We start from the raw sequence: 23,691 nt of genomic DNA, 5'->3' as shown, positions 1-23,691 counted from the left end.
TGCTCGCGAACAAGCCCTGCACAGCGCCATTCGCCAGCAGAGCTGGCTCCTACGAAAGAGCGCGCAGACTGTCCGTTGCAGGGCCGAATTTATTCGCCTGGCGAGGGTAAGCCTTCAAACCTCTCCACCAGCAGAACCGTTCCTGCAAAAAAGCCCGTCGCGAGGACGGGCCAAGTGCCGTAAACACAGGAGCGAAGCGGGTCTTACAGGATCGACAGCGGGTAGTTGAAGATCAGGCGGTTCTCGTCGAAGTCGCTGTTGTTCCAATCGCGACGGACGCTGGAGTTGCGCCAGCGGACGTTGAGGTTCTTGAACGGGCCGTTCTGCACGGTGTAGGCCAGTTCGAAGTCGCGAATCCATTCCTTGCCGTCGTCGACGCCGCCGGCATCCACATCCTCGCCGTGGATGTAGCGGATCATGCTGACCAGCCCCGGAATGCCGACGCCGGCGAAGTTGTAGTCGTAGCGTGCCTGCCAGGAGCGCTCGTCGGCATTGTCGAAGCTGGAGTTGAAGCTGTCGTTGCCGAGGGTGCCGCCGCTGGTGCCGCCGACACGCATCCAGCCGTTGTCGCCGCTGACCTTCTGCAGGCCGACGTAGAAGGCATGGCTGCCAATCTTGGCGGAGAACAGGCCGGAGAGAGTCTTGTTGTCCAGTTCGCCGGCCAGTTCGCTGCCATCCTCGCGGCCGATGAAATAGCCGACGTTAGCGCCGAGGGTCCAGTCGCCGAGGGGCTGGCTGTGAACGACGTTGAAATACTGCTGGCTGTAGATGTCCTTCAGTTCGGCATTCCAGAGCCCGATGAGGGTGCGCTTGTCGTTGAATGCATACTCGCCGCCGAGGTAGTTGAAGCGGTCGGAGGCGGCACCGAAGGCGGTCATGTCTTCCATGCTGGCGTCATTGCGGGTGCTGGTCTGGCGCATCTGGCCGGCATGCAGGGTGAGGCCGTCGATCTCGGTGGAGGTGAGCATGCCGCCCTGGAATGTTTGTGGCAGCGAGCGGCCATCGTCGGCGCGGAGGATCGGCAGCACCGGGAACAGCTCGCCGACCTTCAGCTCGGTCTTGCTCAGCTTGGCCTTGGCGGCGACGGCGAGGCGGCCGAAGTCATCGGCGGGACGGCCGTCGTCATGCACAGGGAGGAGCTGGGTGCCGCGGGTGCCCTTGCCCCCATCGAGCTTGATCGAGAACAGGCCGAGGGCATCGACACCGAAACCGACCGGGCCGGGCGTGTAGCCGGACTGGACGTTGAGGATGAAGTTCTGGGTCCATTCCTCGGCACGGCTCTGGCTATTGCTGGGGTCGCGGAAGTCGCGGTTGATGTAGTAGTTGCGCAGGTTGAGGCTGACTTTGGTGTCGTCGATGAATCCTTCGGCCTGAGCTGCGAGGGGCAGGGAGGAGAGGGTCAGGACACCAGCGGCGAGCAGGGCGCCGGTCAGGGGTTTGAGTGAAGGCATTTGTTGTTTTTCTCCCAAGTTGCGGATAGCCGTCCCCCTGCGGGCATGGGCCCGCATGAACAGGAACGCGTGAGTTGCCCTGGCTGAGGGCGTCAGGTCTGGCCGGGGTGTGTCGGCCAGGCGTTCGCTTCGGGCCGTTGGCCTTCGGCGAATTCGTCGAAACGGGAGGACAGTGATCCGCACGGCAGGAACGGTTGATCCGTGATGGCGATGCGGGTCATGCGGAGCGCTCGGGTAGGGTGTCCGGTCGGTATGGACATCAGACGAGTCGAATGGTGGTCAGGACGTCGTCCGGTTTGCCTTGCGGGTGCGGAAGTAGAGAGAGAAAAGGGCTTCATGGCGCTGTCGAAGTCTCGTTCTTTTTATTTTTGTCATATGTCATCGTACAACTGTGGGGATTATCGTCAGCCCTTTTTTCGTTTGTCAACGGGGAGGGCTGTCAATGAGCCAATGGTATAAGGGCGTCGAAGGACATCGAGCGCTTTTGCTGGCAGGAGCGGGTAGTATGATGACGGGCAGGGAAGATTCTCGCCGGCCCCGGGCGGCCGGCAAGCGATGAGGCGGTCAGGCCTGGTTCAGCGCCCGGGCAGCCGCGAGTACCGCATCGACATGGCCGGGGACTTTCACCCCGCGCCATTCATGGCGCAGGATGCCTTCCTTGTCGATCAGAAAGGTGCTGCGGTCGATACCCATGTACTCCTTGCCGTAGAGCTTTTTCAGCTTGATCACATCGAACAGCTGGCAGAGCGATTCATCCGCATCGGAAATCAGCTCGAACGGGAATTCCTGCTTGCACTTGAAATTCTCGTGAGACCTCAGGCTGTCGCGGGAAACGCCGAAGATCACCGTATTGGCCGCGGCGAACCCGGCGTGCCGGTCGCGGAAGTTCTGGCCTTCGGTGGTGCAGCCGGGAGTGCTGTCCTTGGGATAGAAGTAGATCACCACTTGCTTGCCCTTGAGGGCGGACAGCGATACCTGCTGGCCGCTGGTGGCCTGGGCGGTGAAATCGGCGACGGCTTGGTCGAGGGCGACGGCCATGAAAATCTCCTTACGGGTTTTGCGGGCGCCAGGGTTCTATCAGGGCATCCAGGTTCAGGGCATCGGCGAAATCCAGGAACTGGTCGCGCAGCCAGCTGATCTGGGTGCCCGGCGGCAGGGTCACGGTGAGGGTGGCGTTGAGCATGGTGCCGCCGGTCTGCGGGGCCTGGTAGGTGTCGCAGGTGAGGTTCTCCAGTTCCACCCGGTGATCGATGAAGAACTGACACAGCTCGTTGAGGATGTCCGGGCGGTAGGCGGCACTCACGTAAGCGACATAGGGCAACGATTGCGGGCGGCTTTCCAGGGCCGAGCTGCGCTTCACGCTGATGGTCAGCGAATGACGCTTGGCCAGGGTCGGCAGACTGGTCTCCAGGCGCGCGAGTGCATCCCAACTGCCGGACACCTGAAGAATCAGGGCGCTGTATTCACCGTGCCGGGTCAGGCGGCTGCTCACCACCGCGCAGCGGTTCTCCTGGCTGGCGCGGCACAGTACGTTGGTCAGCTCCATGGGGTTGGCGCCGAGGGCACTGATGACGAGAAATTGTTCGCGGACGGGAGGGGTGGACATGCAGCATTCCTAAAGCGAAGGGAGGGCGGCATCGACTGTGCCGGCCAAAGCCGGAAGGTTAGCGAAAAGCGCTGCCCAGGGGAATGCTCGTGGCGTTGTCCTTCGCTTGTGCAAGGCAGGAGCCGACAGTACCATTACGGCTCTCTTTTTCCGGCAGGAGCGGTTGCATGATTTCGGGCAGCATGGTGGCACTGGTCACGCCCATGGATGCGCAGGGCGGTCTTGATTGGGACAGCCTGGGCAAACTGGTGGACTTCCATCTGCAAGAGGGCACCAATGCCATCGTCGCGGTCGGCACCACGGGTGAGTCCGCCACGCTGGAAGTGTCCGAGCATGTCGAAGTCATCCGTCGCGTGGTCGATCAGGTCAAAGGCCGGATTCCTGTCATCGCCGGCACGGGTGGCAACTCCACCCGCGAATCGGTCGAGCTGACCCGCGCGGCCAAGGACGTCGGCGCCGACGCCTGCCTGCTGGTGACCCCGTACTACAACAAGCCGACCCAGGAAGGCCTGTACCAGCACTTCCGTCACATCGCCGAAGCGGTGGCGATTCCGCAGATTCTCTATAACGTACCCGGTCGTACCGCCTGCGACATGCTGCCGGAGACCGTCGAGCGGCTGTCCAAGGTGGCAAACATCATCGGTATCAAGGAAGCGACCGGCGACTTGCAGCGCGGCCGTGAGGTGCTGGATCGCGTGAGCAAGGACTTCCTTGTCTATTCCGGCGATGACGCCACTGCCGTCGAACTGATGCTGATGGGCGGCAAGGGCAACATCTCGGTGACGGCCAACGTCGCGCCGCGTGCCATGAGCGAACTCTGTGCCGCCGCCATGCGGGGCGATGCCGCTGCCGCGCGGGCGATCAACGACCGCCTGATGCCGCTGCACAAGGCGCTGTTCATCGAGTCCAACCCGATTCCAGTGAAGTGGGCGCTCCACGAGATGGGGCTGATCCCGGATGGTATCCGTCTGCCGCTGACCTGGCTCAGCCCGCGTTGCCACGAGCCGCTGCGTCAGGCCCTGCGCCAGTCCGGCGTCATGGCTCAATGAAGGAATCCTTGCGCATGAAGCGACTGGCCGGCCTCTCCGCCCTTGCCTTGATCATTTCCGGTACCAGCGGTTGCGGCTGGCTCTGGGGTGACGACGGTTATTTCCGCGATCGCAGCAGCGATTACCTCGAGGCGCGCCAGACCGCGCCCATGCAACTGCCGTCGAACGTCGACGCCAAGCGTCTCGATCCGCTGCTGCCGGTCCCGCAGCAGGTCGCCACTAACACCGCGACCGGTGAGTACGAGGTGCCTCGTCCGCAGCCGTTGTCGGTGCGTGGCGAAGCCAGCGAGTTCAGCCTGCAGAAGAGCGGCGACTCGCGCTGGGTCGTGGCACAGCGCGCCCCGGCCGAAGTCTGGCCCGTGGCGCGCCAGTTCTTCGAGGACAACGGCTTCCGCATTGCCGAAGAACATCCACAGACCGGCGAGTTCGCTACCGCCTGGCAGCGTTTCGACGAACTCTCCGCCACCATGGCGCGTCGCCTGAGCAGCCGCGTTTCCGGCGTTGCGCCGGATAGCGAGACCCGCGTGCGGGTGCGCATCGAGCCTGGCGTTCAGCGCAACACCAGCGAGATCTTCGTGGTCAGCGTCGAGCGTTCCGCCGGCAGCACCGCGGATATCGATTTCCCCAGCCGTTCCGTCAATACCAGCCTGGACGGCGCGCTGCTCGACGAGATGATGGCGAGCATGGCACGCAGTGCCGAGCAGGGCGGTTCCGTCTCGCTGCTCGCCGCACGGGACTACGACGCGCCTAGCCGCGTGAGCCTGGCCGAGGACGGCAACGGCAACCCGGTGCTGAACCTGGGTGCCGATTTCGACCGTGCCTGGTCCGGCGTCGGCCGTGCTCTGGCGGCGGGCGACGTGTACGTCGACGACCTCAACCGCAGTCTCGGCGTCTACTACATCAACCTGGCCGAAAGCGCCCAGGAACGCGCCGAGCCGCCGGGCTTCTTCAAGCGCCTGTTCGGTGGCGGCGAGCCGGACAAGGAAGAGATCGAAGCGCGTGCGGAGCGTTATCAGGTCCGCCTGACCAGCGTCGGCGACAGCGTGCAGGTCACGGTGGAAAAAGACATCAACACGGTCGCTCCGGCCGACGTGGCACGACGCATTCTGGGGCTCATCCAGGAAAACCTGGGCTGAGCCTGACATCTGACACGCAGACCAGGCTGCGCGGCAACCCGAAAGCAATAGGCGAAACCCTCCGGTTTCGCCTGTTTCGTTTGATAAAGACGGAAAAAATCGACATGACCACTCCTACCTCCCTGAGCCTGAAGAAAATCTACTCGGGCAAAGTCCGCGATCTGTACGAGATCGATGCCAAGCGCATGCTGATGGTGGCCAGCGATCGTCTGTCGGCCTTCGACGTCATCCTCGACGAGCCGATCCCGGAGAAGGGCAAGATTCTCACCGCTATCTCGAATTTCTGGTTCGACAAACTCGCCGGCCTGGTGCCGAATCATTTCACCGGCGACAAGGTGGAAGACGTGGTGTCGGCCGAAGAGCTGCCTCTGGTCGAGGGCCGGGCCGTGGTGGTCAAGCGCCTCAAGCCGGTGGCGGTGGAAGCCATCGTGCGCGGCTACATCGTAGGTTCGGGTTGGAAGGAATATCAGAAGAGCGGCACCGTCTGCGGCATCTCGTTGCCGGCCGGCCTGAAGGAGGCCGCCAAGCTGCCCCAGCCGATCTTCACGCCGTCCACCAAGGCGGCGGTGGGCGACCATGACGAGAACATCAGCTTCGAGCAGTGCGAAGCGATCATCGGCAAGGAGCTGGCCGCCAAGGTGCGTGACACGTCCATCGCTCTCTACAGCGCGGCGGTGGAATACGCGGCCACCCGCGGCATCATCATCGCCGACACCAAATTCGAGTTCGGCCTGGATGAAGACGGCACCCTGACCCTGATGGACGAGGTGCTGACGCCCGACTCCAGCCGCTTCTGGCCGGCCGAGAGCTACGTGGAAGGCAAGAACCCGCCGAGCTTCGACAAGCAGTTCGTCCGCGACTGGCTGGAATCCACCGGCTGGAACAAGCAACCCCCGGCCCCGGCCGTGCCCGCCGAAGTGGCGCAGAAGACCGCCGACAAGTACCGCGAGGCGCTGGTCAAGCTGACGGGCTGATCGCGAAACGGTGCAGGAAAAGAGGAGCTTCGGCTCCTCTTTTTTTGTTGGGGGCTGGAGCCGGCGTTCCCAAGCAGTACCGCAGAAACACAAAAGCCCTCGCTTCTTTCGAAACGAGGGCTTTCGTTTTGTATGGCGGGGAGATAGGGATTCGAACCCTAGGTACCCTTGCGGATACAACGGATTTCGAATCCGTCCCGTTCGACCACTCCGGCATCTCCCCTGGGCGGCGCGCATCATACCAGTTCGTATCGCATTGGCGAACCCCCATTCGGCATTTTTTCTTCTGCTTTCAGGTGGTTGAGCCTGTAGCCGGCCTCCCGGACGCCTGTTATCGGATGGTGGGACCTCGTGGTGGGGTGGTGGGTCGAATGCCTGAGAGCATCGATGAGGAAATGACCATGAGCCAGCCGCAGGAACCCCGAAAGCCGACCCCGGAGGCGTCCCAGCCGGATAGTACTCTTGATGAGGCCGTTCCCGGGGGTAGCTACAACGTCGATCCGGATACCGCCGATAAGGTCGGCGTGGAGCAGGAAACCCTGGAGGACAAAGACAGCGTGCCAGCACCCGAAGGCGAGGGGACTGAGCGCGAGTGAGCTATCCGGCGAACCCTGGCCGCTTCGGAGACTCTACCCAAGGGACGACTCACAAAGGACAGTAGCCATGCAGAACTATCACCTCAGCCCGGCTGACGGCCGTTGGGTGCTCAGGGAAGAGGGATCGGATCGGGCGGTTCTGGAAGCCGCAACCAAAGAGGAGGCGGTGGCGCGCATGCGCGACTACATGCAGCAGCGCATCGGCTCGGTGAAGATTCACGGCCGCGACGGGCGGGTCGAAGAGGAGCGGACCTATCCGCGCGATCTGGACCCACGTGCCAGCGTGGGGTGATCGTCAGCCTTGATCCGGCCAGTACCAGGCGGGTTCGTCCAGCATGCCCTGACCGGCGATCTCGGTCTGGCCGAAATGCTTTTCCAGGACGATAGCGTTGCATTCCGGATGTTGGTTTAGCGCGGCGATCAACCGGCTGGCGTGGGAGACCACCCAGACCTGGCTGCGTTCGGACGCACGGATGATCAGACGGGCCAGGGCCGGCAGCAGGTCGGGGTGCAGGCTGGTTTCCGGTTCGTTGAGCACCATCAGCGAAGGCGGCCGCGGCGTCAGCAGGGCCGCGACCAGCAGCAGGTAGCGCAAGGTGCCGTCGGACAGTTCGGCGCCGGTCAGCGGCCGTAACAGGCCTTCCTGATGGAACTCCAGGGAAAAATGCCCGCCCGCCTGGAAGGCGATGCGCAGCCGGGAGCCCGGAAAAGCATCGCTCACCGCGGCATCCAGGGCCTCGCTGTCGCCGATCTCGCGAATGGTCTGCAGGGCGGCGGCCAGGTCGCGACCGTCGTGGTGCAACACCGGCGTTCGCGTGCCCAATTGCGGCAGGCGAGCCGGCGCGTCGGCGTCGCTGCGGAAGTGATCGTAGAAGCGCCAGCCGCGAATCGTTTCGCGCATCGCCAGGGTTTCCGGCGAGCTGCCGCCGACCTGGGCGAACAGACTGTCGAAGGTGGGCAGTTGTTGGCAGAGCACGTCCCAGCCGCGTCCTTCACGCCCTTTCACCAGCGGCCCGTCGCGTTCCACCAAGGCGCTGGCGGGACGGTAGAACGGACCGGCCCAGATGCTTTCCCGCTTGATCTCCGGGTCCAGGGAGAAGGCGCTGGTCAGGGGCGGCGGCAGGCCGAGGGAGATGGCATAACCGAAATCCTCCCCGGCGAATCCCAGGCGGAGCCGCACGGCCTGTTGGCGCGGGCCGCCTTCGATGGGCACTTCGCGGTTGCGCATGCGCCGGCTGATTTGTTCCGGCCCCGCCCAGAAGGTCGATTCCAGGCCGCCTTCCCGCGCCAGTGCATTGACCACGCCGCCCTGCGCCGTTTCGGCGAGCAGGCGCAGGGCTCGGTAGAGATTGGACTTGCCGCTGCCGTTCGGCCCGGTAATCAGGTTCAGGCGGGTCAGTGGTACCACCAGTTTGTTGATCGAGCGGTAGTTGGCGACGGCGAGTGTCGTCAGCATGTTGGCCGGTCCTTGGTCGCTGAGGTGGATTTGCGCCAGACACTGGCCAGCCAGGGCTGTTGTTCGCGCGGAAGGCCGGTGGGGCGGTAATAGTGTTCGAGTTCGACGAATCCGGCTTCGGTCATGAAGCGGCGCCAGCCGTCGAGGTCGTGATAGCTGCCGTAGCGTGGACCGTTCCAGCCTTCTTCGTTGTCCCCCCGCGGGTTCGAGCTGAACAGCACGCCGTCCGGTTTGAGGCTGGCATGGAGCTGGCGGAGCATGCGGGGCAATTCCTGGCTCGGGACATGGAACAGTGAGGCGTTGGCGAAGATACCGTCGAAACGCTCCGCCGGCAGGTCGAGATGGAGGAAATCCTGCTGCCAGACTTCGCAGCCGCTGTCGGTTCGTGCCATCTCGACGAAACGCGCCGCACCGTCCAGGCCGACCGCCGTATGGCCGAGGTCGCGGAACACCTTGAGGTCGCGTCCGGGGCCGCAGCCGAGGTCGAGGAGGATATAGGGCGGCTCGGCCCGAATATGCCGCAGCAGCGCGGCGATGTTCTGGCTCACGTCGTGGTCGCGGGTACCCTCGCGGAACCCCGCGGCACTCTGCTCGTAGTGCGCGAGGGTGAGCGAGGCGATCTGCTCCAAGTCTTCGGGAGTGAGTGTCATATCGATTTGAATGTCGCGGAACGGGGCGGAGTCATCCGCCCTTCATTTGCGAATCCATTTGCCGTTCAACTGGATGTACTGCCCGCTCGGGGTTTTCTCGATGGCCTTCTGGCCCGCGATGGCTTCGACGTCGCCGAGCTGGATGCCGTTTTCCTTGGCCAGCCGCTGGTACTCGGCACGGCGCGCCTGATTGATCAGCTTGGCGATCTCGTCTGCCTGGCCGCCGGGCTTGACCACCCCGAGGTAACCATCGGGCTGCTCTCCCAGTTGGCCGCTGGCCTTGGCCGAGCCCAGGGCGGACATGGCTTCGTTGAGGGACATGGCCAGGGCCGGCAGGCTCAGGCACAGGGCGAGCAGCAGGGTTCCGATCCGGATGTGCGATCTCATGGGCGGTCTCCTCAGAACAATCCGCTGTCTTCGTTGATGATGTTGTCCAACGCCTTGTCCACCTTGATATAGATCTCGTGTTCGATTTTCACGTTCAGGTTGATGTTGATCGGCTCGTTGGGCATCGCCAGTTGCACGGTGGGCGTACAGGCGCCGCACAGTGAGCCGAGCAGCAGAAGGGCGATTAGGTTGCGCAACCCCATGGGCGGTCTCCTGGTCAGGGGGATGTGGAAGTATTGCCTCGACGCAGGGATTCCTGCACGCGTTGTTTGATGGTTTCGCTGACCCGATCGGTCAATTGCAGACTGGTCAGCAAGGCCGGAATGTTCTCTTCCAGGTTGACGTTGAAATGGATCGGCCGACCCTCCTGCAAGGCAGGATTGCGCCCTTCCAGGCGCAGCGCCAGTCGCAGCCGGCCCTGTTCGTCGTAGCTGACGCCGCTGGCCAGCACGCTGTAATGGAAGTCGTCGAGGGCGTCGGCGACCAGTTGCATGGCCGGATTGCTGCGCCCCAGGGCTTTGATCCGCTCCGAGCGGAGCTGCAGCCGGCCACCCGGTTCGCGGGCCGCCAGGCTGCCTTGTTCGATGCGAATCCCGTCGGGGCCGATCAGCAGCGGCAACTGGCCGTCCAGCGTGCCGGTGCCGGCCAGATCTTCGGCGGGGTAGGCCTTGAACAATTGTTCCAGTTGCAGGCCCTGGAGTTTCAGCGGCAACCTGGCGCCGGGTTGCGCCAGGTCCAGGCTGCCGGGTTCCAGCCAGACGCGCCCGCCGAGAAAGCCGGTTTCCGCGCGTTGCCAGTCCAGCTTCCCTTCGAGGGGCTTCGCCAGGGCGGCGACGTAGCGCCCCTGGCCGCGCAGCGGGCCGATGGGCACGCCGGGATTGGCTTGGCGCAGGTTCAGTTCGGGGATGTCGATGTGCAGGCGCTGCTGGCGCACTTGCAGGCGCAGGCTGCCATCCAGGCCACTGATTTCGGTGCGGTCATAGATGCCGGCTAACCCTTTCAGGGTCAGGTTCAGGTCGGCTTCAGGGGCGCTGCCGCCGGGGAGGCGGAGCTTGGTGCGTGCCGACAGGCGGCCGCTGTTGAGATCGAGCAGCGCCGGCCAGTCGGCCAGGGTCTTGGCCAGCGGATTGCCGGCGCGGAGAAAGATTTCCGGCAGCTCGGCATCCAGGACCAGGGGGGCGCCGGAGGCCTGCCGTCCGGTCAGGTTGAGGCTGAGCCCGCGGTCATTGAGCAGCACACCCTCCAGTCGCTGCCCGGCCTGGCTGGCGTCGATTTCGCCCTGCCACTGCCAGCCTTGTGCGTGCAGGTATTCCTGCTCCAGACGCTGCGCCTTGAGGCGCAAGGGTCCCTGAATGTGCCAGGTGAGCGGTTGGGCCGAGAAGTCGCCCTCCACGCGCAGGCCGGCCAGTTCGCCGTCGAGCCGCTCAAGGCGCAGATTGGGTTCTGCCACGCTCCCCACGGCGATCCGGGAGGACTCTCCCAAGGTGAGCTTGAGTTGTTGCCCGTCGATCTGGCCGCTCACCAGCAGCTCGGTTTGCAGGCTCCGCAGCTCGATGCCGTCGAAGGACAGGCGCGTCACCTTGGCACCGATCCGGGTGCTATCGAACTGCACCTGCCAGGGGGGGCGGGTGGCCAGGTTCAGTGCGCCCTTCGCAGTCAGGACGAGCGGGCCGTTGGTGCGCAGATCGATGTCCAGCGGGAGCAGCGCGTCGGCATCGCTGGCCGCGGCGGAGCGGGCCTGCAACCGGAGCGTTTCCGGGCGCAGGGCCTCGGGGATCGCCGCCAGCCAGTCGCCGCTGAGCGCACTGAGCTGCAGGTCGGCATCCAGATTGTCGGGGTACCAGCGTCGCTCGCCAGCGTGCACGGTGGCCGACAGGTCGCCCTGGATCTGGCCGACGCCCGGCAGCGGCCAGGGAACCAGCAGGTGGGCGGAAAGATTCGCCTGTCCCTCGGCATCGATCAGCAACGCCGGCGCGAGGGGCCCGTCGGGCAGGCGCAGTTGCCAGTCCGCCGCCAACCGCAGGGCATCCGGGGGCGCCGGGAGGTCTTTCTTCGGGAGCGCGACCCACTCGTTCAACCATTCCAGCAGCCAGGGGGCTTCGGGCAGGGCGGGCAGGAGCAACTGGCCACTCCAGGTCCGTCCTTCGGCTCCGCTCTCCAGCACGCTGCGCAGGCTCAGGCGCTCCGCCTCGCCAACCAGCAGGCGGACGTCGAGGCTGGGGCTATCCGGGGTACCCTCAAGGTTGATCGATACGCGCAGCCGCTGTTCCGGTGTGCGTTGGAGTTCGGCCTCCAGCCGTGCCGGCAGCAGACGGGGGCCGGCATGCGTCAGCGCCAGGGCGCCCTGGAGCATGCAGCGACCCTGTGCGCAGGGCAGCTCTGCGGTCAGCTCGTCGATGCGTGTGTAGCGTGGCAGCCAGCCCAGCGATTGGGAATCGAACGGGGCCGAGGTGGTGGTGGCGACTGCGCTGGACGGCTGCCAGTCGAGGGCCAGTCGGCGGACGTCCAGTCGTTCCAGATGCAGTCCTTCGTCGCGACTCCAATCCAGCGCGATCCCTTCTGCCTCCAGACGCAACCAGCTGCCCTGGGCATCCTGGCGCTCCAGCTCCAGATGGGTCAGTGCGAGACCGCCGAATGAGGGATGCAGCCCTTGCCATTCCAGGTGGCTGATGCCCTGCGCGTCGAGGAAGCGGCCCCAGGCATACCAGGCGCAGAGAGCCAGCACGCTCAGCGTGATCGCCAGGACTACCGTGACTCGCAGCCAGTTCCGCCGGCCTGCCATGCCTTTCCCTCGTTCTGTAGCAACGTCTAAGGGTGGCGGTGCAAGGACGCTAGATCAAGGAACTCGGTCAACGTTGGGGCTTCGGCAGGTCGGTCAGGGTGATTTCCGTCACCAGGGCGGTACGGGCGGGCGGTGTACGGGCAAGGAGAGGGCAGAAGCGTTCCAGCGATTGGATCAGATCCCACTGCATATCCAGATCGGCGCCGAGCGTGGTGATCTGGTCGAGTATGCCCTGGGCCGCATTCTGCAAATGAAGGTCCCGGCTCTTGGCGAGAAGCGCCGTCAGTTGCGCGAGCATGGCGGAAATGGCCGTCATGTTGCGCGTGGACAGGGCCAGGATGTTGGCCAGCAGCGCAATCTGGCTCGGGGTGGCTTGAGCGTGTTCGGCATCCATGCGGTCGATCTCCAGGTGCCTTCATTGGCACGCGGCCATTATAGGTTTGGCTGAAAAAATGTCGACTGCATCACTATGTCTTTGTGATCGGTGCTAGGTGAAAAAATCGCTGAAACCCGCGTCGGAAAGGGCTCCGCCGGGCCTCGAAATCCTGCTGGCGAAGGGACTTTTGCACAATAGAGCGATTGTTTGTCAACCCACTGTCACAATCCTTCGTAACTGGTTGATTCTCGGAAGGCTTTTAATAAGTCAATGAAAAATATGGATTTTTTCTTTGGTGAAAAAATCGTCAATCTGATGCGAAGGCCCGATTCATCGGGGTTTGGGGCCCGTCTTATGGATTTGTCCACGGAGTTATCCACAGCTTCTGTGGATTGTCACAGAAGCAATTCTGAGAACAGCGTCGAGCAATTTTGACAAGTCTTTACCGGCGAGAAAAAAGGAGTACAGTGCGCAGCCTCTTCGGCCTGCCTCTGTCCCCATGAAGCTTCGCCCGCTGCCATCCCCGACTCTCGAATCCAACCATGCCCGTCCTGGCTTGCCGCTGCGCGTTGCGCTCTGGCTGCTGGATAGTCCGCGCCTTGGCCATGCGCCGCGCGTCAAGCGCTTTGCCGGCGAGTTGCTCAAGCAGCCAGCGCGCCAGGGTGTGGTGGTTGCCCAGAGTCGCCTGGGGCAGTTGCTCTGCCGCGACTGCGGCAATGCCCGCGACCGTCGTATTGGCTTCGAACTGCTGCGCCAGGCGGCCCGCGCCGGCGACCGTCGCGCCCAGGTGGAACTCGGCCGGCTGTGCACCCAGCCCCACGTGAACGAGCCGGAGCAGGCGCGTTTCTGGCTGGAGCAGGCTGTCGCCCAAGGCTCCCACGAAGCCCGTCGTTTGCTGAGCCGCCTGCCAGTCCGTACCTGACCAGCCCGCGCGGCTGGGTATACTGCCCGGCAATCTCGCGCGGAGCCGTCCCATGCCTTTCGATCCCATCCCTCTGCTGATCGGTTTCGCCAGTGCCGCCGTGCCGCTCGGCCTACTGGCCTGGATGCTGTGGCGCCGTGCCGCCGATCCGGCGGCCAGAGCGTTGCTGGAAGAGCGACTGGCCAATGCCCAACTGGCGATGGAAGGGTTGACCGCCCAACTGGATGCGTCCCGCGACGAAACCGCGTACCTGAATGAAATGAAGGCCGGCCAGCAGGCCGAACTGGCAGCGCTGCGCCGGGAGGTCGAGCTGTTGCAGGTGGAGCGCACCAGTGCCCGGGAAGCCTTGCAGGCCTGGAATGCCGAGCGCGAGCGCAAGGACACCGAGCTGCGTCGGTTGGACAGCGAGCGGGCCGCCCTGGCTGCCGAGCTGCGCGAGCAGCAGCAGGCGCACGAGCAGCGCCTGGGTGACCTGCAGGCCGCGCGTGACGACCTGCGGGCGCAGTTCGCCGAACTGGCCGGGCGGATTTTCGATGAGCGCGAACAGCGTTTCGCCGAGAACAGCCAGCAGCGCCTCGGCCAGTTGCTCGACCCGCTCAAGGAGCGCATCCAATCCTTCGAAAAGCGCGTCGAGGAGAGCTATCAACAGGAGGCGCGCGAGCGTTTCTCCCTGGCCAGGGAACTGGAGCGGCTGCAACAGTTGAACCAGCGCCTGGGCGAGGAAGCGACCAACCTGACCCGCGCCCTGCAAGGGCAGAAGACCCAGGGCAACTGGGGTGAACTGGTGCTGGAGCGGGTGCTTGAACACGCCGGCCTGGAGAAGGGCCGCGAGTATCAGACCCAGGTCAGCCTGAAGAGCAGCGAGGGCGAACGTTTCCAGCCGGACGTGGTGATCCAGTTGCCTGGCGACAAGCAGGTGGTGGTGGACGCCAAGGTCAGCCTGACCGCGTTCCAGGCCCTGACCGCCGCCGAGGATGAGGAAAGCCGTGCCCAGGCGCTCCGCCAGCACGTCCTGTCCCTGCGCAACCACCTGCGTGGCCTCTCGGTGAAGGATTACCAACGCCTGGAAGGATTGCACAGCCTGGATTTCGTCCTGCTCTTCGTGCCCATCGAAGCGGCCTTCGCCGCCGCCTTGCAGGCCGACCCGGGGTTGTTTCAGGAAGCCTATGAGAAGCATGTGGTGATCGTCAGTCCGACCACCCTGCTCGCCACTTTGCGGGTAATCGATAGCCTGTGGCGCCAGGAACGGCAGAGCCAGAATGCCCGCGAGATCGCCGAGCGCGCCGGCCAGCTCTACGACAAGTTCGTTGCCTTCGTGCAGGACCTCGACGAAATGGGCAGCCGCCTGCAGCAACTGGACCGCGCCTACGCTGCCGCCCGCAACAAGCTGGTGGACGGTCGCGGCAATCTGGTCAGTCGGGTGGAAAACCTCAAGCTGCTCGGCGCCCGTGCCAGCAAGGCCTTGCCGGCCGATCTGCTGGAGCGGGCCTCCGGCGTCCTGCCGTTGTTCGATTCCGAGGCGGAGAGGGCAGAGTAAGGGTTATCGGCGGTAGGGGGATGGGCGAATGAATTCGGTATTACGGGTGGGTGTAGGGGCGGATTTATCCGCCCGGCGGAACGTTGCCGGACGCTCAACCCGCCTGCCCAACCCGCTCCCTGACGAACTCCCGTACCCACATGGCCAGCGCCTTGCCTTCGATGAGCAGCCGCCAGTGGCCGGCCGGCACTTCCCGCACCTGTAGCTGCTCGGTCCAGCGCGGCAATTCCTCGAACAGGGCCGGACGCACGAACAGGTCGCGGGTTGGCACGATCAACTGGACCGGCACCTGCGTGGTGCGCTGCCGAGGTCGGGTCAGGCTGCGGAAGAAGTTGGCGCGGTAGAGCTGCACGCCGTTGCAGCCATCGGCGAGCTGGCAGGGATTGGCGTCCGGCGCGACGCCTTCCAGGCGACGGATCAGGCCGGGCCACAGCCGCGCCATGCCCAGCCGCCAACTCAGCTCCGGCAGCCACGGCAGATGGAAGAAAGCGATGTACCAGGAGTGCAGCAATTGGCCGAGGGCTGCCCAACGGCGTCCGGGCTGGCGCAGGGCGTCGCGCATCCAGTGGCCGACATGGTCGAGGCAGGGGCCGGAGATGCTGGTGTAGGACGCCAGCAGCGGCGCGCAATGGGGCTCGGTCACCGTTTCCCAGGCCTGGATCGAGCCCCAGTCATGGGCCACCAGGTGTACCGGGCGGTCAGGGCTGATCGCCCGCAACACTGCCTCCAGATCGCGACCCAGATGCCGAAGCCGGTAGTGGCGGTAACCGCGAGGCTTGTCCGAGGCGCCGCAGCCGCGCACGTCATACGCGAAGACTTGGAACTCGTCGGCCAGTGCGTTAACCAACGGCAGCCAGGTGCGGTGGTTGTCCGGGTAACCGTGTACCAGCAGCACGGGCACGCCGCGCGGGTTGCCCCAGCGGTAGACCGCCAGCTCGACGCCATCGCCGCGCACGCGCAACAGGGTTTTCTCCATGAGGTGCCTCCCGTTCGTTCCGGCCATTGTGAGAGGCCGGCCAGATCCCGACAGCCGGCGGAAAGTCGGGTCGCTCCTTGGCTTGGACAGGCATGGAAAGGGTTGGAGCTGTCGGCGGAACGGTCGTGTCGCTATCATCGCCGTCATGAAGACGCCCCACGAACGCCTCAAACGCCTGCTGGGCATGGCTGTTGCGCCGGCAACCACCGTCACTCGGGAATTCACTGTCGACGAGCTGGCCCAGGCCGCGCAGACCACGGTGCGGAATGTGCGCGCCTATCAGGATCGCGGCCTGCTGCCGCCCCCGGAGCGGCGCGGGCGGGTCGGCATCTACGGCAGCGAGCACCTGGCGCGCCTGCGGCTGATTGGGCAATTGCTCGAGCGCGGCTACACCATCGCCAGCATCCGCGAGCTGCTCGATGCCTGGGAACAGGGACGCGACCTGGCCCATGTGCTCGGCCTGGAAAAGGCCATTCTCGGGCCCGGCCAGCCGGAAGCGGCGGACATGCTCGGCTTCGACGAGCTGCAGGCGCTGTTCGGCGAGGCATTGACCGAAGAGGTGATGGAGCAGGCGTTGGCCCTGGGTCTGTTGGAGTTCGCCGGCGACCGCTTGCGGGTCCCCAGTCCGCGTCTGTTCGCCGCCGGCCTGCAATTGTTCCGCGCCGGCTTGCCGCTGCCGGTGCTGCTGGCGCAGCTCGGCGAGATTCGTGGGCATGTCGAACAGGTCTCGGCGGGCATCGTGCAAATGATCGTCGGGCAACTGGTCAACCCGCTACTCAGCGCCTCTCTGCCGCACGTGGACGAACTGGAACGCCTCAGCGATCAACTGCTGCAACTGCGCCCGCTGGTGGAGCAGGTGGTCGAGGCCGAGCTGGCGCGTGGGCTGCAAGTGGCCGCCAACCGTGAACTGAGCGAGCGGGTCAGTCAGTTGCTGCAGGGCTTTCTCAAACCGGCCTGATCAGTTCACCAGAACCAGCGCCACCACCCCCGCGAACAATCCGCCGGCCATTACCGGCAGGGTACGCAGGGCCAGCTGGCGCCCGCCGATCAGGACGATCAGCCCGCCTTTCACCAGGCTGTTGCTCAGGACAGCGAGGAAGATGCCCTGTACGGCAACGTTGCCGGCCAACTCCTGGTGGGCATTGCGCGCCAGGGACAGGGTGATGGCGTCGACGTCGGTCAGCCCGGCCAGCAGGGCGACGAGATAGACCCCGGTCTCGCCGAGAAATCGCCGGGCCGCTTCCACCAGGAACAGGATTGCCACCAGTAGCGCGGCGAAGCGCAAGGCCGGACCGATCTCGAACGGATTCTTCAGTGGCGGTTCGGCTTCCCCGGCAACTTCCCGGCTGGCGTGGCGGAAATACAGCAGGGCGCCAGCGGCATACACCAGCATGGCGCTGCCCAGCGGCCAGAGCAGGATTGGCAGCAGGTTGGCGTTGACCAGCCCGACTTCCAGTAATACCCGGGGAAACATCAATGCCGAGGTCGCCAGCAGCCCGGCCGCCAGCAGCGTGTTCAACGGCCGGTGCACATGCAGGCGGGCCAGGGTGAGGGTCATGGCGGTGGACGAGACGATGCCACCGAGCAGGGCCGTGAGGAGCAGTCCCCGACGCGTGCCGACCAGGCGGATCGCCACGTAGGCGGCGAAGCCGATGCCGGTGATCAGCACCACCATCCACCAGGTCACGTAGGGGTTGAAGACAGCCCACGGGCCATAGGCCCGGTCCGGCAGCACCGGCAACAACACCAGCGAGATGAACAGCAGCTTGAGGGCGCCGGACAGTTCGTCGGCGGACAACCGTTGCAACGCGGCGTGCAACGGTTGCTTCAGGCTCAGCAGCAGGGCCACCACCACCGCGCCGCCGGCGGCCAGGGCTCGGTGGTCGAACAGCGCCAGGCTGCCAAGCAGGAAGGTCAGCAGCAGGGCGATTTCGCTGGTCATGCCCTGGTCGCGGGTGAGGACCAGGTCGCCGATGTAGCCGGCCACCAGCAGCAGGCCGAGTACCGCCAGCACGGCGATCCAGGCCGGCGCCCCATAGTGGCCGCCGAGCAAGGCCGCCACGCCGCCGAGCAGGCCGGCCAGGCCGAAGGTGCGGATGCCTGCCACCAGTCGGTTGTCGTCGATTTCGCGGGCGCTCCAGCCGCGCTCGGCGCCGATCAGCAGGCCCAGCGCGAGGGCGGTGGCCAGGTTCAACAACAGTTCCGAGGTGATCGGCATGGCGCGTCCTTGAGAGGTTCTGGACGCAAGTCTAGCCGCGCGGCAATCCGGCGGATTGCCGCACGTCAAGCGCCGCTCAGCGCAGCGCCACATGACGGCTGAGCAGCGCGCGCAGGGCGGCGGGCTTGACCGGCTTGCTCAGGTAGTCGAGACCGGCGGCGTGCACCTCGGTAACCAGCTCGGGACGGGCGTCGGCGCTGATCACCACGCCGGGCAGCGGCACGCCGAGGCGGGTACGCAGCCAGGCCATCAGCTCGGTGCCGGTTTCGCCCTCGTCGAGGTGGTAATCCACCAGGGCCAGTTGCGGGCGCACGTCCTCGTCGAGCAGGTGCTCGCACTCCAGTCGGTTGCGCGCGGTCCAGACCTGGCAGCCCCAGCGCGACAGCAGGCTGTGCATGCCGGTGAGGATGCTGTCCTCGTTGTCGATGCAGAGCACCTGGGTGCCGCTGAGGGGCTGGCCGTCGATGGCTTGGGCGACCTTGGCCGCGGCCGGCGCGGAGAGGCTCTTGGCCAGGGGCACGCTGACGCTGAACACGCTGCCGCGGCCGGGCCAGGAGCGCACTTCCAGGCGATGGCCGAGCACCCGGCACAGGCCGTCGGCAATCGCCAAGCCGAGGCCGAGGCCCTTTTCCGCGCGGGTCTGGTGGCTGTCGAGGCGCTTGAACTCCTCGAAGATTTCCTTGCGCTTGTCCTCCGGGATGCCGGGGCCGCGGTCCCAGACTTCCAGGCGCAACTGCTTGCCCTCGCGGCGCACACCAAGCAGTACTTGGCCCTTGGCGTAGCGGAAGGCGTTGGTCAGGAAGTTCTGCAGTACCCGGCGCAACAGTTTCATATCGCTTTCCACCAGCAGCCGGCTGCCGCATACGCGGAAGTCGATGCCCTGCTCCTGGGCCAGCACCTTGAACTCGGCACCGAGGGTATCGAACAGCGCACTGAGCGGGAAAGCGCTGCGTTCCGGCGTCACCCGGCCGCTTTCCAGGCGCGAGATATCCAGCAGGTCGGCGATCAGGTCTTCCGCCGAGCGCAGCGAACTGTCGAGGTGGCGGACGAGGTCCTGGGCGGCTGGCGGCAGGGCGTCTTCCTGATGGGAGAGGGCGGCGGAGAAAAGCCGTGCGGCGTTGAGCGGCTGCATCAGGTCATGGCTGACGGCGGCGAGGAAACGGGTCTTCGACTGGTTGGCCGCCTCCGCCGTGCTCTTCGCCTCGATCAGCGCCTGGTTCAATTGCGAGAGTTCCTGGGTCCGCTCGGCGACGCGTTGCTCCAGGCTTTCGTTGGCATCGATCAGCGCCTGCTCGGCTTGGCGGAACGCGGTGATGTCGGTGAAGCTCATGACGAAGCCGCCGCCCGGCATCGGGTTGCCGATCAGCTCGATGACCCGGCCGTTGGGGAACAGCCGCTCGGAGGTGTGCGGGCGGCCCTGGCGCATCCAGTACAGGCGACGCTCGACATGGCCCTCCACGTCGCCGGGGCCGCACAGGCCGCGCTCGGCGTTGTAGCGGATGATGTCGGCGATCGGCCGGCCGACCGAAATCAGGCCCTCGGGATAGGCGAAGAGTTCCAGGTAGCGGTGGTTCCAGGCCACCAGGCGCAACGACTGGTCGACCACGCTGATGCCCTGGGTGATGTTCTCGATGGCGCCTTGCAGCAGGGCGCGGTTGAACTGCAGCACCTCGGAGGCTTCGTCGACGATGCGCACCACATCCTCGACCTGCATCTCGCGGCCTTCGATGGCGGCCTTGACCACCGCCCGGGTGGAGGAGGCGCCGAGTACGCCGGCGAGCAGGCGTTCGGTGTGGGCGATCCAGTCGCTGTTGGCGTTCTGCTGCGGCTCGAAGGTCTTACCCTGGCGCTGGGCGAAGCGCTGGAAGCTGTCCCGTGCCCGTTCCTCGCCGACGAAGCGGGCGGCCAGGGTCAGCAGGTCGCCCACCTGCACCGCCAGCAGGCTGCGGCCGCTGGGTTTGACGCCGAACTCCTGGCCGATGAAGCGTCCGGCCTGCCAGTGCTCGGAGACCCGTGTGCGGGAGAAATAGGACACCCAGGTGAACAGCATGATGTTGCCGGCCAGGGACAGCACCACGCCGCGCGTCAGCGGGTCGACATCCAGCCAGAGCGGTTGATAAAGGATCGTCCGCAGGCCGGGGAAGCTTTCCAGCGGCCAGCCGAACCCACGCGCCGCCAGCGGCAGCACCAGGGTGTAGCCCCAGATGAAGGCGCCGGCGGCCAGGCCGGCGAACACGCCGCGGCGGTTGGCCTGCTTCCACACCAGGGCGCCGAACATTGCCGGCGCCAGTTGGCCGATGGCGGCGAAGGCGATCTGGCCGATGGTCGCCAGGCTGGCGCTGGAACCCAGCAGGCGGTAGCAGACGTAGGCCAGCAGCAGGATCAGCACGATGCTGACGCGGCGGGCGGTGAGCATCCAGTGGCGGAACGCCTCGAACGGCTGCTCGGTGGTCTTCCGGCGCAGCAGCCAGGGCAACAGCATGTCGTTGGAGATCATCGTGGACAGCGCCACCGAGGCGACGATGACCATGCCGGTGGCCGCCGAGGCGCCGCCGATGAAGGCCAGCAGCGCCAGGGCCGGATGGGCTTCGGCCAGCGGCAGGCTGATAACGAAGGAGTCCGGGATCAGCCCCGGCGGCAACAGCATCTGCCCGGCCAGGGCGATGGGTACGACGAACAGCGCGGCCAGCAACAGGTAGGTGGGGAACACCCAGCGCGCCAGCTTGAGGTCTTCAGGCGCGGTGTTTTCCACTACGGTCACATGGAACTGCCGGGGTAGACAGACGATGGCGATCATCGCCATGCCGGTCTGCACCAGCATCGCCGGCCAGTTCACCGCCTCGGCCCAGAAGGCATCCAGTTGCGGGGCGTTGCGCGCCTGGCCGAGCAGATCGTCGAAGCCGTCGTAGAGGCCGTAGGTGACGAAGGCGCCGACGGCGAGGAAGGCCAGCAGCTTGACCAAGGATTCGAAGGCGATGGCCAGGACCATCCCCCGGTGGTGCTCGGTAACGTCCAGCGTGCGGGTGCCGAAGAGGATGGTGAACAGCGCCAGCACCACCGAGACGATCAGCGCGGTGTCCTGGGCGCGGGTGCCCGTGGAGTCGGCGCCAGAGCCGGTGAGCAGGTTCACCCCGAGGACGATGCCCTTGAGCTGCAAGGCGATGTAAGGCAGCACCCCGACCAGGCAGATCAGCGCCACCACCACCGCCAGGGACTGCGACTTGCCGTAGCGGGCGGCGATGAAGTCGGCGATGGAGGTGATGTTCTCTTGCTTGCTGATCATCACCATCTTCTGTAGCACCCAGGGCGCGAACAGTAACAGCAGCACCGGACCGAGGTAGATCGGCAGGAACGCCCAGAGCTGTTCGGCAGCTTGGCCCACCGCGCCGAAGAAGGTCCAACTGGTGCAATACACCGCCAGCGACAGGCTGTAGACCCAGGCACGCACCTTCGGCGGCATGGGCGCGCGGCGGCGGTCGCCGTAGAACGCGATGGAAAACATGATGGCCATGTAGGCCAGGGCGACCAGGGCGATCAGCCCGCTGGACAACGACATGCGAACTCCGACTGAAAAGGCCCGGCGACTGTGGCGGGCCCCACCGATTCCTGCCCGGCGGCAAGCGCGCCGGGACCTGTTGCCAGTTTCGCAGCAAACGGGCCGGCCGTCAGGCCACTGCGACCAAGGTAGAAGGCTCCCTTGAGCGGCGTGTAACGGGCTGATAGCGTGTGGCGGGTTGGCCAGGGACGGTAAAGGTCGACAGGACCTCCCAAGGGCACTTCCCGGTGCCCCGGGGCTCTGATGTCAGCAGAGTCTCTTTTGCGTTGTCGAATTCAGGAGCCGCAGATGTTCAAAGCCAATCCAGTCATCCTGCAGCGTGGCGCGTTGCGCCTGGAGCCGTTGAGCGAATCGGACATTCCGGCGCTGGTGACGCTGGCGGAAGCCAATCGCGACCTGCACATCTATATGAACGGCTCGCTGCGGCCGGACTGGTACCGCCAGGGACTCGCCGAACAACGCGAGGAACGTGCCCTGGTATTCGCCATCCGCCTGGGGGATGCACTGGTCGGCACCACCCGTTTCGCCGACTTCATGCCGGTGCTGCCGGCCGCCGAGATCGGCTGGACCTGGCTCGACCGCGCCCAGCACGGCAGCGGGCTGAACGCCTCGATCAAGTACCTGATGCTCAGGCACGCCTTCGAGGAGTGGGAACTGGTGCGGGTGCAACTGAAAACCGCGGCGAGCAACCTGCGTGCCCAGCGCTCCATCGAGAAACTCGGCGCGCAGCGCGAAGGGCTCCTGCGCAACCATCGGCGGCTGGCCGACGGCCGCCTGGACGACAGCGTGCTGTACAGCATCACCGACCGCGAATGGCCGGCGGTGAAGGCGCAACTGGAGGCCGGCTTCGTCGGCTGACGGGCCTGCGCGGCCTGTTGAACGATGGCGGTCCGGCTGGCATCGTGGCAGGCCATCATTTTCGAGCAGCGACATGGAAACGGGCGAACAGACACGCTTCTGGAGAGCCACCGGGCTCGGCGGCGTCGAGCTGCTACAGGCGCGCTACGTGGAGCAGTGCTTCGCGCCCCATGTGCATGAAGGCTACGTGATCACGGTGCTGGAGGACGGCGCCCAGTCCTTCCGCCATCGCGGCAGCGAGCACCTGGCCCCGGTGGGCAGCATGGTGCTGATCAACCCGGACGAGCTGCACAACGGCCGCAAGGCGGTGGAGCAGGGCTGGCGCTACCGCGGTTTCTATCCCGAATTCGAACACCTGCGCACGGTACTGGACGAACTCGGCCTCGACCGGGGCGGACTGCCGTCGTTCAACTGCAGCGTCCTCTACGACCCCGAACTGGCCCGCCGCTTCCTCACCCTGCACCGGTTGCTCGAGCAGCCGACGGAGACGCTTCAGCAACAGACCCTCTGGCGCGAGGCCCTGCTGCTGTTGCTGCAACGCTATGCCAAGGTGCCGGAGGCGCCTGCGGCGGGCAACGAGCCGCAGGCCGTGCGCAGGGCCAAGGAACTGCTGGCCGCGCGGCTGTGCGAGCCGCCGTCGCTGGAAGAGCTGGCCGCTGCGGTGAACCTCTCGCCGTTCCACTTCGCCCGCATCTTCCGCCGCGCCACCGGCCTGCCTCCGCACACCTGGCTTACCCAGCGGCGGCTGGAGCAGGCGCGGGCGTTGCTGAAGGAAGGTTGCGCACCGGGGGAAGTGGCCGCCCGCCTGGGCTTCGCCGACCAGAGCCACCTCAACCGGCAATTCAAGCAGAGCTATGGCGTGGCGCCGGGTGTCTATCGGCAAGCCCATGGCCATGCGGGATCGCGGTCGCGACCGGGATAGCATTGAGGTGATGCCCTTTGGGCTCGTTGATTACGAAAGTAGGGGACGGACCTGTGGGAGCGAATTCATTCGCGATAGACGTACCACTACGCCGGATAGCTTTTTCGCGAATGAATTCGCTCCCACGCACGGGTTTTGGTAGGGGCGAATTCATTTGAACTTGGGAAACCACGTCCTTAGGACGTGGTCATGAGTCACCGGCTCTGCCTGTGACGATTTGAGAGGCTCATGTTTAGTCC

The 23,691-nt window shown here is 65.4% G+C and carries 23 protein-coding genes and 1 tRNA gene; 10 read left to right on the top strand and 14 right to left on the bottom strand.

The genetic code is table 11. The features are described from left to right. Nucleotides 1-203 precede the first annotated feature (203 nt). The 4 genes from BZL41_RS10370 to BZL41_RS10360 form a co-directional block, all read right to left on the bottom strand. The gene (locus BZL41_RS10370; RefSeq protein WP_095599219.1) at nt 204-1,451 is read right to left on the bottom strand and encodes an OprD family porin; all 1,248 of its coding nucleotides are present in this window, start codon (nt 1,449-1,451) and stop codon (nt 204-206) included. 92 nt (nt 1,452-1,543) lie between these two features. After that, nucleotides 1,544-1,672: a hypothetical protein gene (locus BZL41_RS29045; protein WP_256578126.1), complete on the bottom strand. Its 129-nt coding sequence runs from the start codon at nt 1,670-1,672 to the stop codon at nt 1,544-1,546. A 343-nt stretch (nt 1,673-2,015) separates the two neighbouring features. After that, complete coding sequence (locus tag BZL41_RS10365) at nt 2,016-2,489, bottom strand: peroxiredoxin (protein WP_095599218.1); 474 nt, start codon at nt 2,487-2,489, stop codon at nt 2,016-2,018. A 10-nt stretch (nt 2,490-2,499) separates the two neighbouring features. Then, complete coding sequence (locus tag BZL41_RS10360; RefSeq protein WP_095599217.1) at nt 2,500-3,057, bottom strand: glycine cleavage system protein R; 558 nt, start codon at nt 3,055-3,057, stop codon at nt 2,500-2,502. 167 nt (nt 3,058-3,224) lie between these two features. Here BZL41_RS10360 and dapA point away from each other — a divergent pair, with 167 nt between their 5' ends. The 3 genes from dapA (at nt 3,225) to BZL41_RS10345 (ending at nt 6,216) form a co-directional block, all read left to right on the top strand. After that, on the top strand, nt 3,225-4,106 hold the full coding sequence (gene dapA, locus BZL41_RS10355) for a 4-hydroxy-tetrahydrodipicolinate synthase (RefSeq protein ID WP_084339089.1): 882 nt from the start codon (nt 3,225-3,227) through the stop codon (nt 4,104-4,106). Between the two features lie 14 nt (nt 4,107-4,120). Beyond that, on the top strand, nt 4,121-5,242 hold the full coding sequence (gene bamC, locus BZL41_RS10350; protein ID WP_095599216.1) for an outer membrane protein assembly factor BamC: 1,122 nt from the start codon (nt 4,121-4,123) through the stop codon (nt 5,240-5,242). 104 nt (nt 5,243-5,346) lie between these two features. Continuing rightward, the gene (locus BZL41_RS10345; RefSeq protein WP_095599215.1) at nt 5,347-6,216 is read left to right on the top strand and encodes a phosphoribosylaminoimidazolesuccinocarboxamide synthase; all 870 of its coding nucleotides are present in this window, start codon (nt 5,347-5,349) and stop codon (nt 6,214-6,216) included. Between the two features lie 133 nt (nt 6,217-6,349). Here the strand turns inward: BZL41_RS10345 and BZL41_RS10340 are convergent. Continuing rightward, a tRNA-Ser gene (locus BZL41_RS10340) sits at nt 6,350-6,439 on the bottom strand. A 148-nt stretch (nt 6,440-6,587) separates the two neighbouring features. Between BZL41_RS10340 and BZL41_RS10335 the strand changes: the two genes are divergently transcribed. Further along, nucleotides 6,588-6,812, top strand: a complete 225-nt coding sequence (locus tag BZL41_RS10335) for a hypothetical protein (protein WP_095599214.1) — start codon at nt 6,588-6,590, stop codon at nt 6,810-6,812. A 67-nt stretch (nt 6,813-6,879) separates the two neighbouring features. Then, the gene (locus tag BZL41_RS10330; RefSeq protein WP_095599213.1) at nt 6,880-7,104 is read left to right on the top strand and encodes a DUF2188 domain-containing protein; all 225 of its coding nucleotides are present in this window, start codon (nt 6,880-6,882) and stop codon (nt 7,102-7,104) included. 3 nt (nt 7,105-7,107) lie between these two features. Here BZL41_RS10330 and BZL41_RS10325 read toward each other — a convergent pair whose 3' ends face one another. The 6 genes from BZL41_RS10325 to BZL41_RS10300 form a co-directional block, all read right to left on the bottom strand. Then, a complete protein-coding gene (locus BZL41_RS10325) occupies nt 7,108-8,268 on the bottom strand; it encodes an AAA family ATPase (RefSeq protein ID WP_095599212.1) in 1,161 nt (386 codons plus the stop codon). Beyond that, nucleotides 8,262-8,918 (bottom strand): bifunctional 2-polyprenyl-6-hydroxyphenol methylase/3-demethylubiquinol 3-O-methyltransferase UbiG, encoded by a 657-nt coding sequence (locus BZL41_RS10320; protein ID WP_095599211.1) that lies wholly within the window; start codon nt 8,916-8,918, stop codon nt 8,262-8,264. The genes BZL41_RS10325 and BZL41_RS10320 overlap by 7 nt, the downstream gene beginning before the upstream one ends. A gap of 42 nt (nt 8,919-8,960) precedes the next feature. Further along, nucleotides 8,961-9,305 carry a YdbL family protein gene (locus BZL41_RS10315; RefSeq protein WP_095599210.1) on the bottom strand — a complete coding sequence of 115 codons (345 nt, stop codon included), beginning with the start codon at nt 9,303-9,305 and terminating at the stop codon, nt 8,961-8,963. Nucleotides 9,306-9,316: 11 nt separating this feature from the next. Continuing rightward, a complete protein-coding gene (locus BZL41_RS10310; protein ID WP_095599209.1) occupies nt 9,317-9,508 on the bottom strand; it encodes a YnbE family lipoprotein in 192 nt (63 codons plus the stop codon). 14 nt (nt 9,509-9,522) lie between these two features. Further along, nucleotides 9,523-12,087: a YdbH domain-containing protein gene (locus tag BZL41_RS10305; RefSeq protein ID WP_095599208.1), complete on the bottom strand. Its 2,565-nt coding sequence runs from the start codon at nt 12,085-12,087 to the stop codon at nt 9,523-9,525. A gap of 67 nt (nt 12,088-12,154) precedes the next feature. Next, entirely contained in the window at nt 12,155-12,481 is a 327-nt protein-coding gene (locus BZL41_RS10300) for a hypothetical protein (protein WP_095599207.1), read from the bottom strand. A gap of 481 nt (nt 12,482-12,962) precedes the next feature. Between BZL41_RS10300 and BZL41_RS10295 the strand changes: the two genes are divergently transcribed. Both BZL41_RS10295 and rmuC read left to right on the top strand, forming a co-directional pair. Next, a complete protein-coding gene (locus BZL41_RS10295) occupies nt 12,963-13,385 on the top strand; it encodes a tetratricopeptide repeat protein (RefSeq protein WP_095599206.1) in 423 nt (140 codons plus the stop codon). Nucleotides 13,386-13,548: 163 nt separating this feature from the next. Further along, complete coding sequence (gene rmuC / locus BZL41_RS10290; RefSeq protein ID WP_168190978.1) at nt 13,549-14,922, top strand: DNA recombination protein RmuC; 1,374 nt, start codon at nt 13,549-13,551, stop codon at nt 14,920-14,922. 94 nt (nt 14,923-15,016) lie between these two features. Here rmuC and BZL41_RS10285 read toward each other — a convergent pair whose 3' ends face one another. After that, a complete protein-coding gene (locus BZL41_RS10285) occupies nt 15,017-15,898 on the bottom strand; it encodes an alpha/beta fold hydrolase (protein WP_256578125.1) in 882 nt (293 codons plus the stop codon). A 145-nt stretch (nt 15,899-16,043) separates the two neighbouring features. Here BZL41_RS10285 and BZL41_RS10280 point away from each other — a divergent pair, with 145 nt between their 5' ends. Further along, complete coding sequence (locus BZL41_RS10280) at nt 16,044-16,856, top strand: MerR family transcriptional regulator (protein WP_095599203.1); 813 nt, start codon at nt 16,044-16,046, stop codon at nt 16,854-16,856. On the opposite strand, the gene BZL41_RS10275 is transcribed toward BZL41_RS10280, so the two are convergent. Together BZL41_RS10275 and BZL41_RS10270 are read right to left on the bottom strand one after the other, a co-directional pair. Next, nucleotides 16,857-18,116: an MgtC/SapB family protein gene (locus BZL41_RS10275; protein WP_095599202.1), complete on the bottom strand. Its 1,260-nt coding sequence runs from the start codon at nt 18,114-18,116 to the stop codon at nt 16,857-16,859. Between the two features lie 76 nt (nt 18,117-18,192). Next, nucleotides 18,193-21,672, bottom strand: coding sequence for a hybrid sensor histidine kinase/response regulator (locus BZL41_RS10270; protein WP_095599201.1), 3,480 nt, complete (start codon nt 21,670-21,672; stop codon nt 18,193-18,195). 288 nt (nt 21,673-21,960) lie between these two features. Between BZL41_RS10270 and BZL41_RS10265 the strand changes: the two genes are divergently transcribed. Further along, a complete protein-coding gene (locus BZL41_RS10265; RefSeq protein ID WP_095599200.1) occupies nt 21,961-22,530 on the top strand; it encodes a GNAT family N-acetyltransferase in 570 nt (189 codons plus the stop codon). Nucleotides 22,531-22,603: 73 nt separating this feature from the next. Beyond that, nucleotides 22,604-23,452 (top strand): AraC family transcriptional regulator, encoded by an 849-nt coding sequence (locus tag BZL41_RS10260; protein ID WP_095599199.1) that lies wholly within the window; start codon nt 22,604-22,606, stop codon nt 23,450-23,452. The last annotated feature ends 239 nt before the right edge of the window (nt 23,453-23,691 follow it).

The organism is Pseudomonas sp. PIC25 (assembly GCF_002286785.1).
Classification (GTDB): domain Bacteria; phylum Pseudomonadota; class Gammaproteobacteria; order Pseudomonadales; family Pseudomonadaceae; genus Pseudomonas_M.
This window is presented reverse-complemented; position numbering and strand designations above follow the sequence as displayed.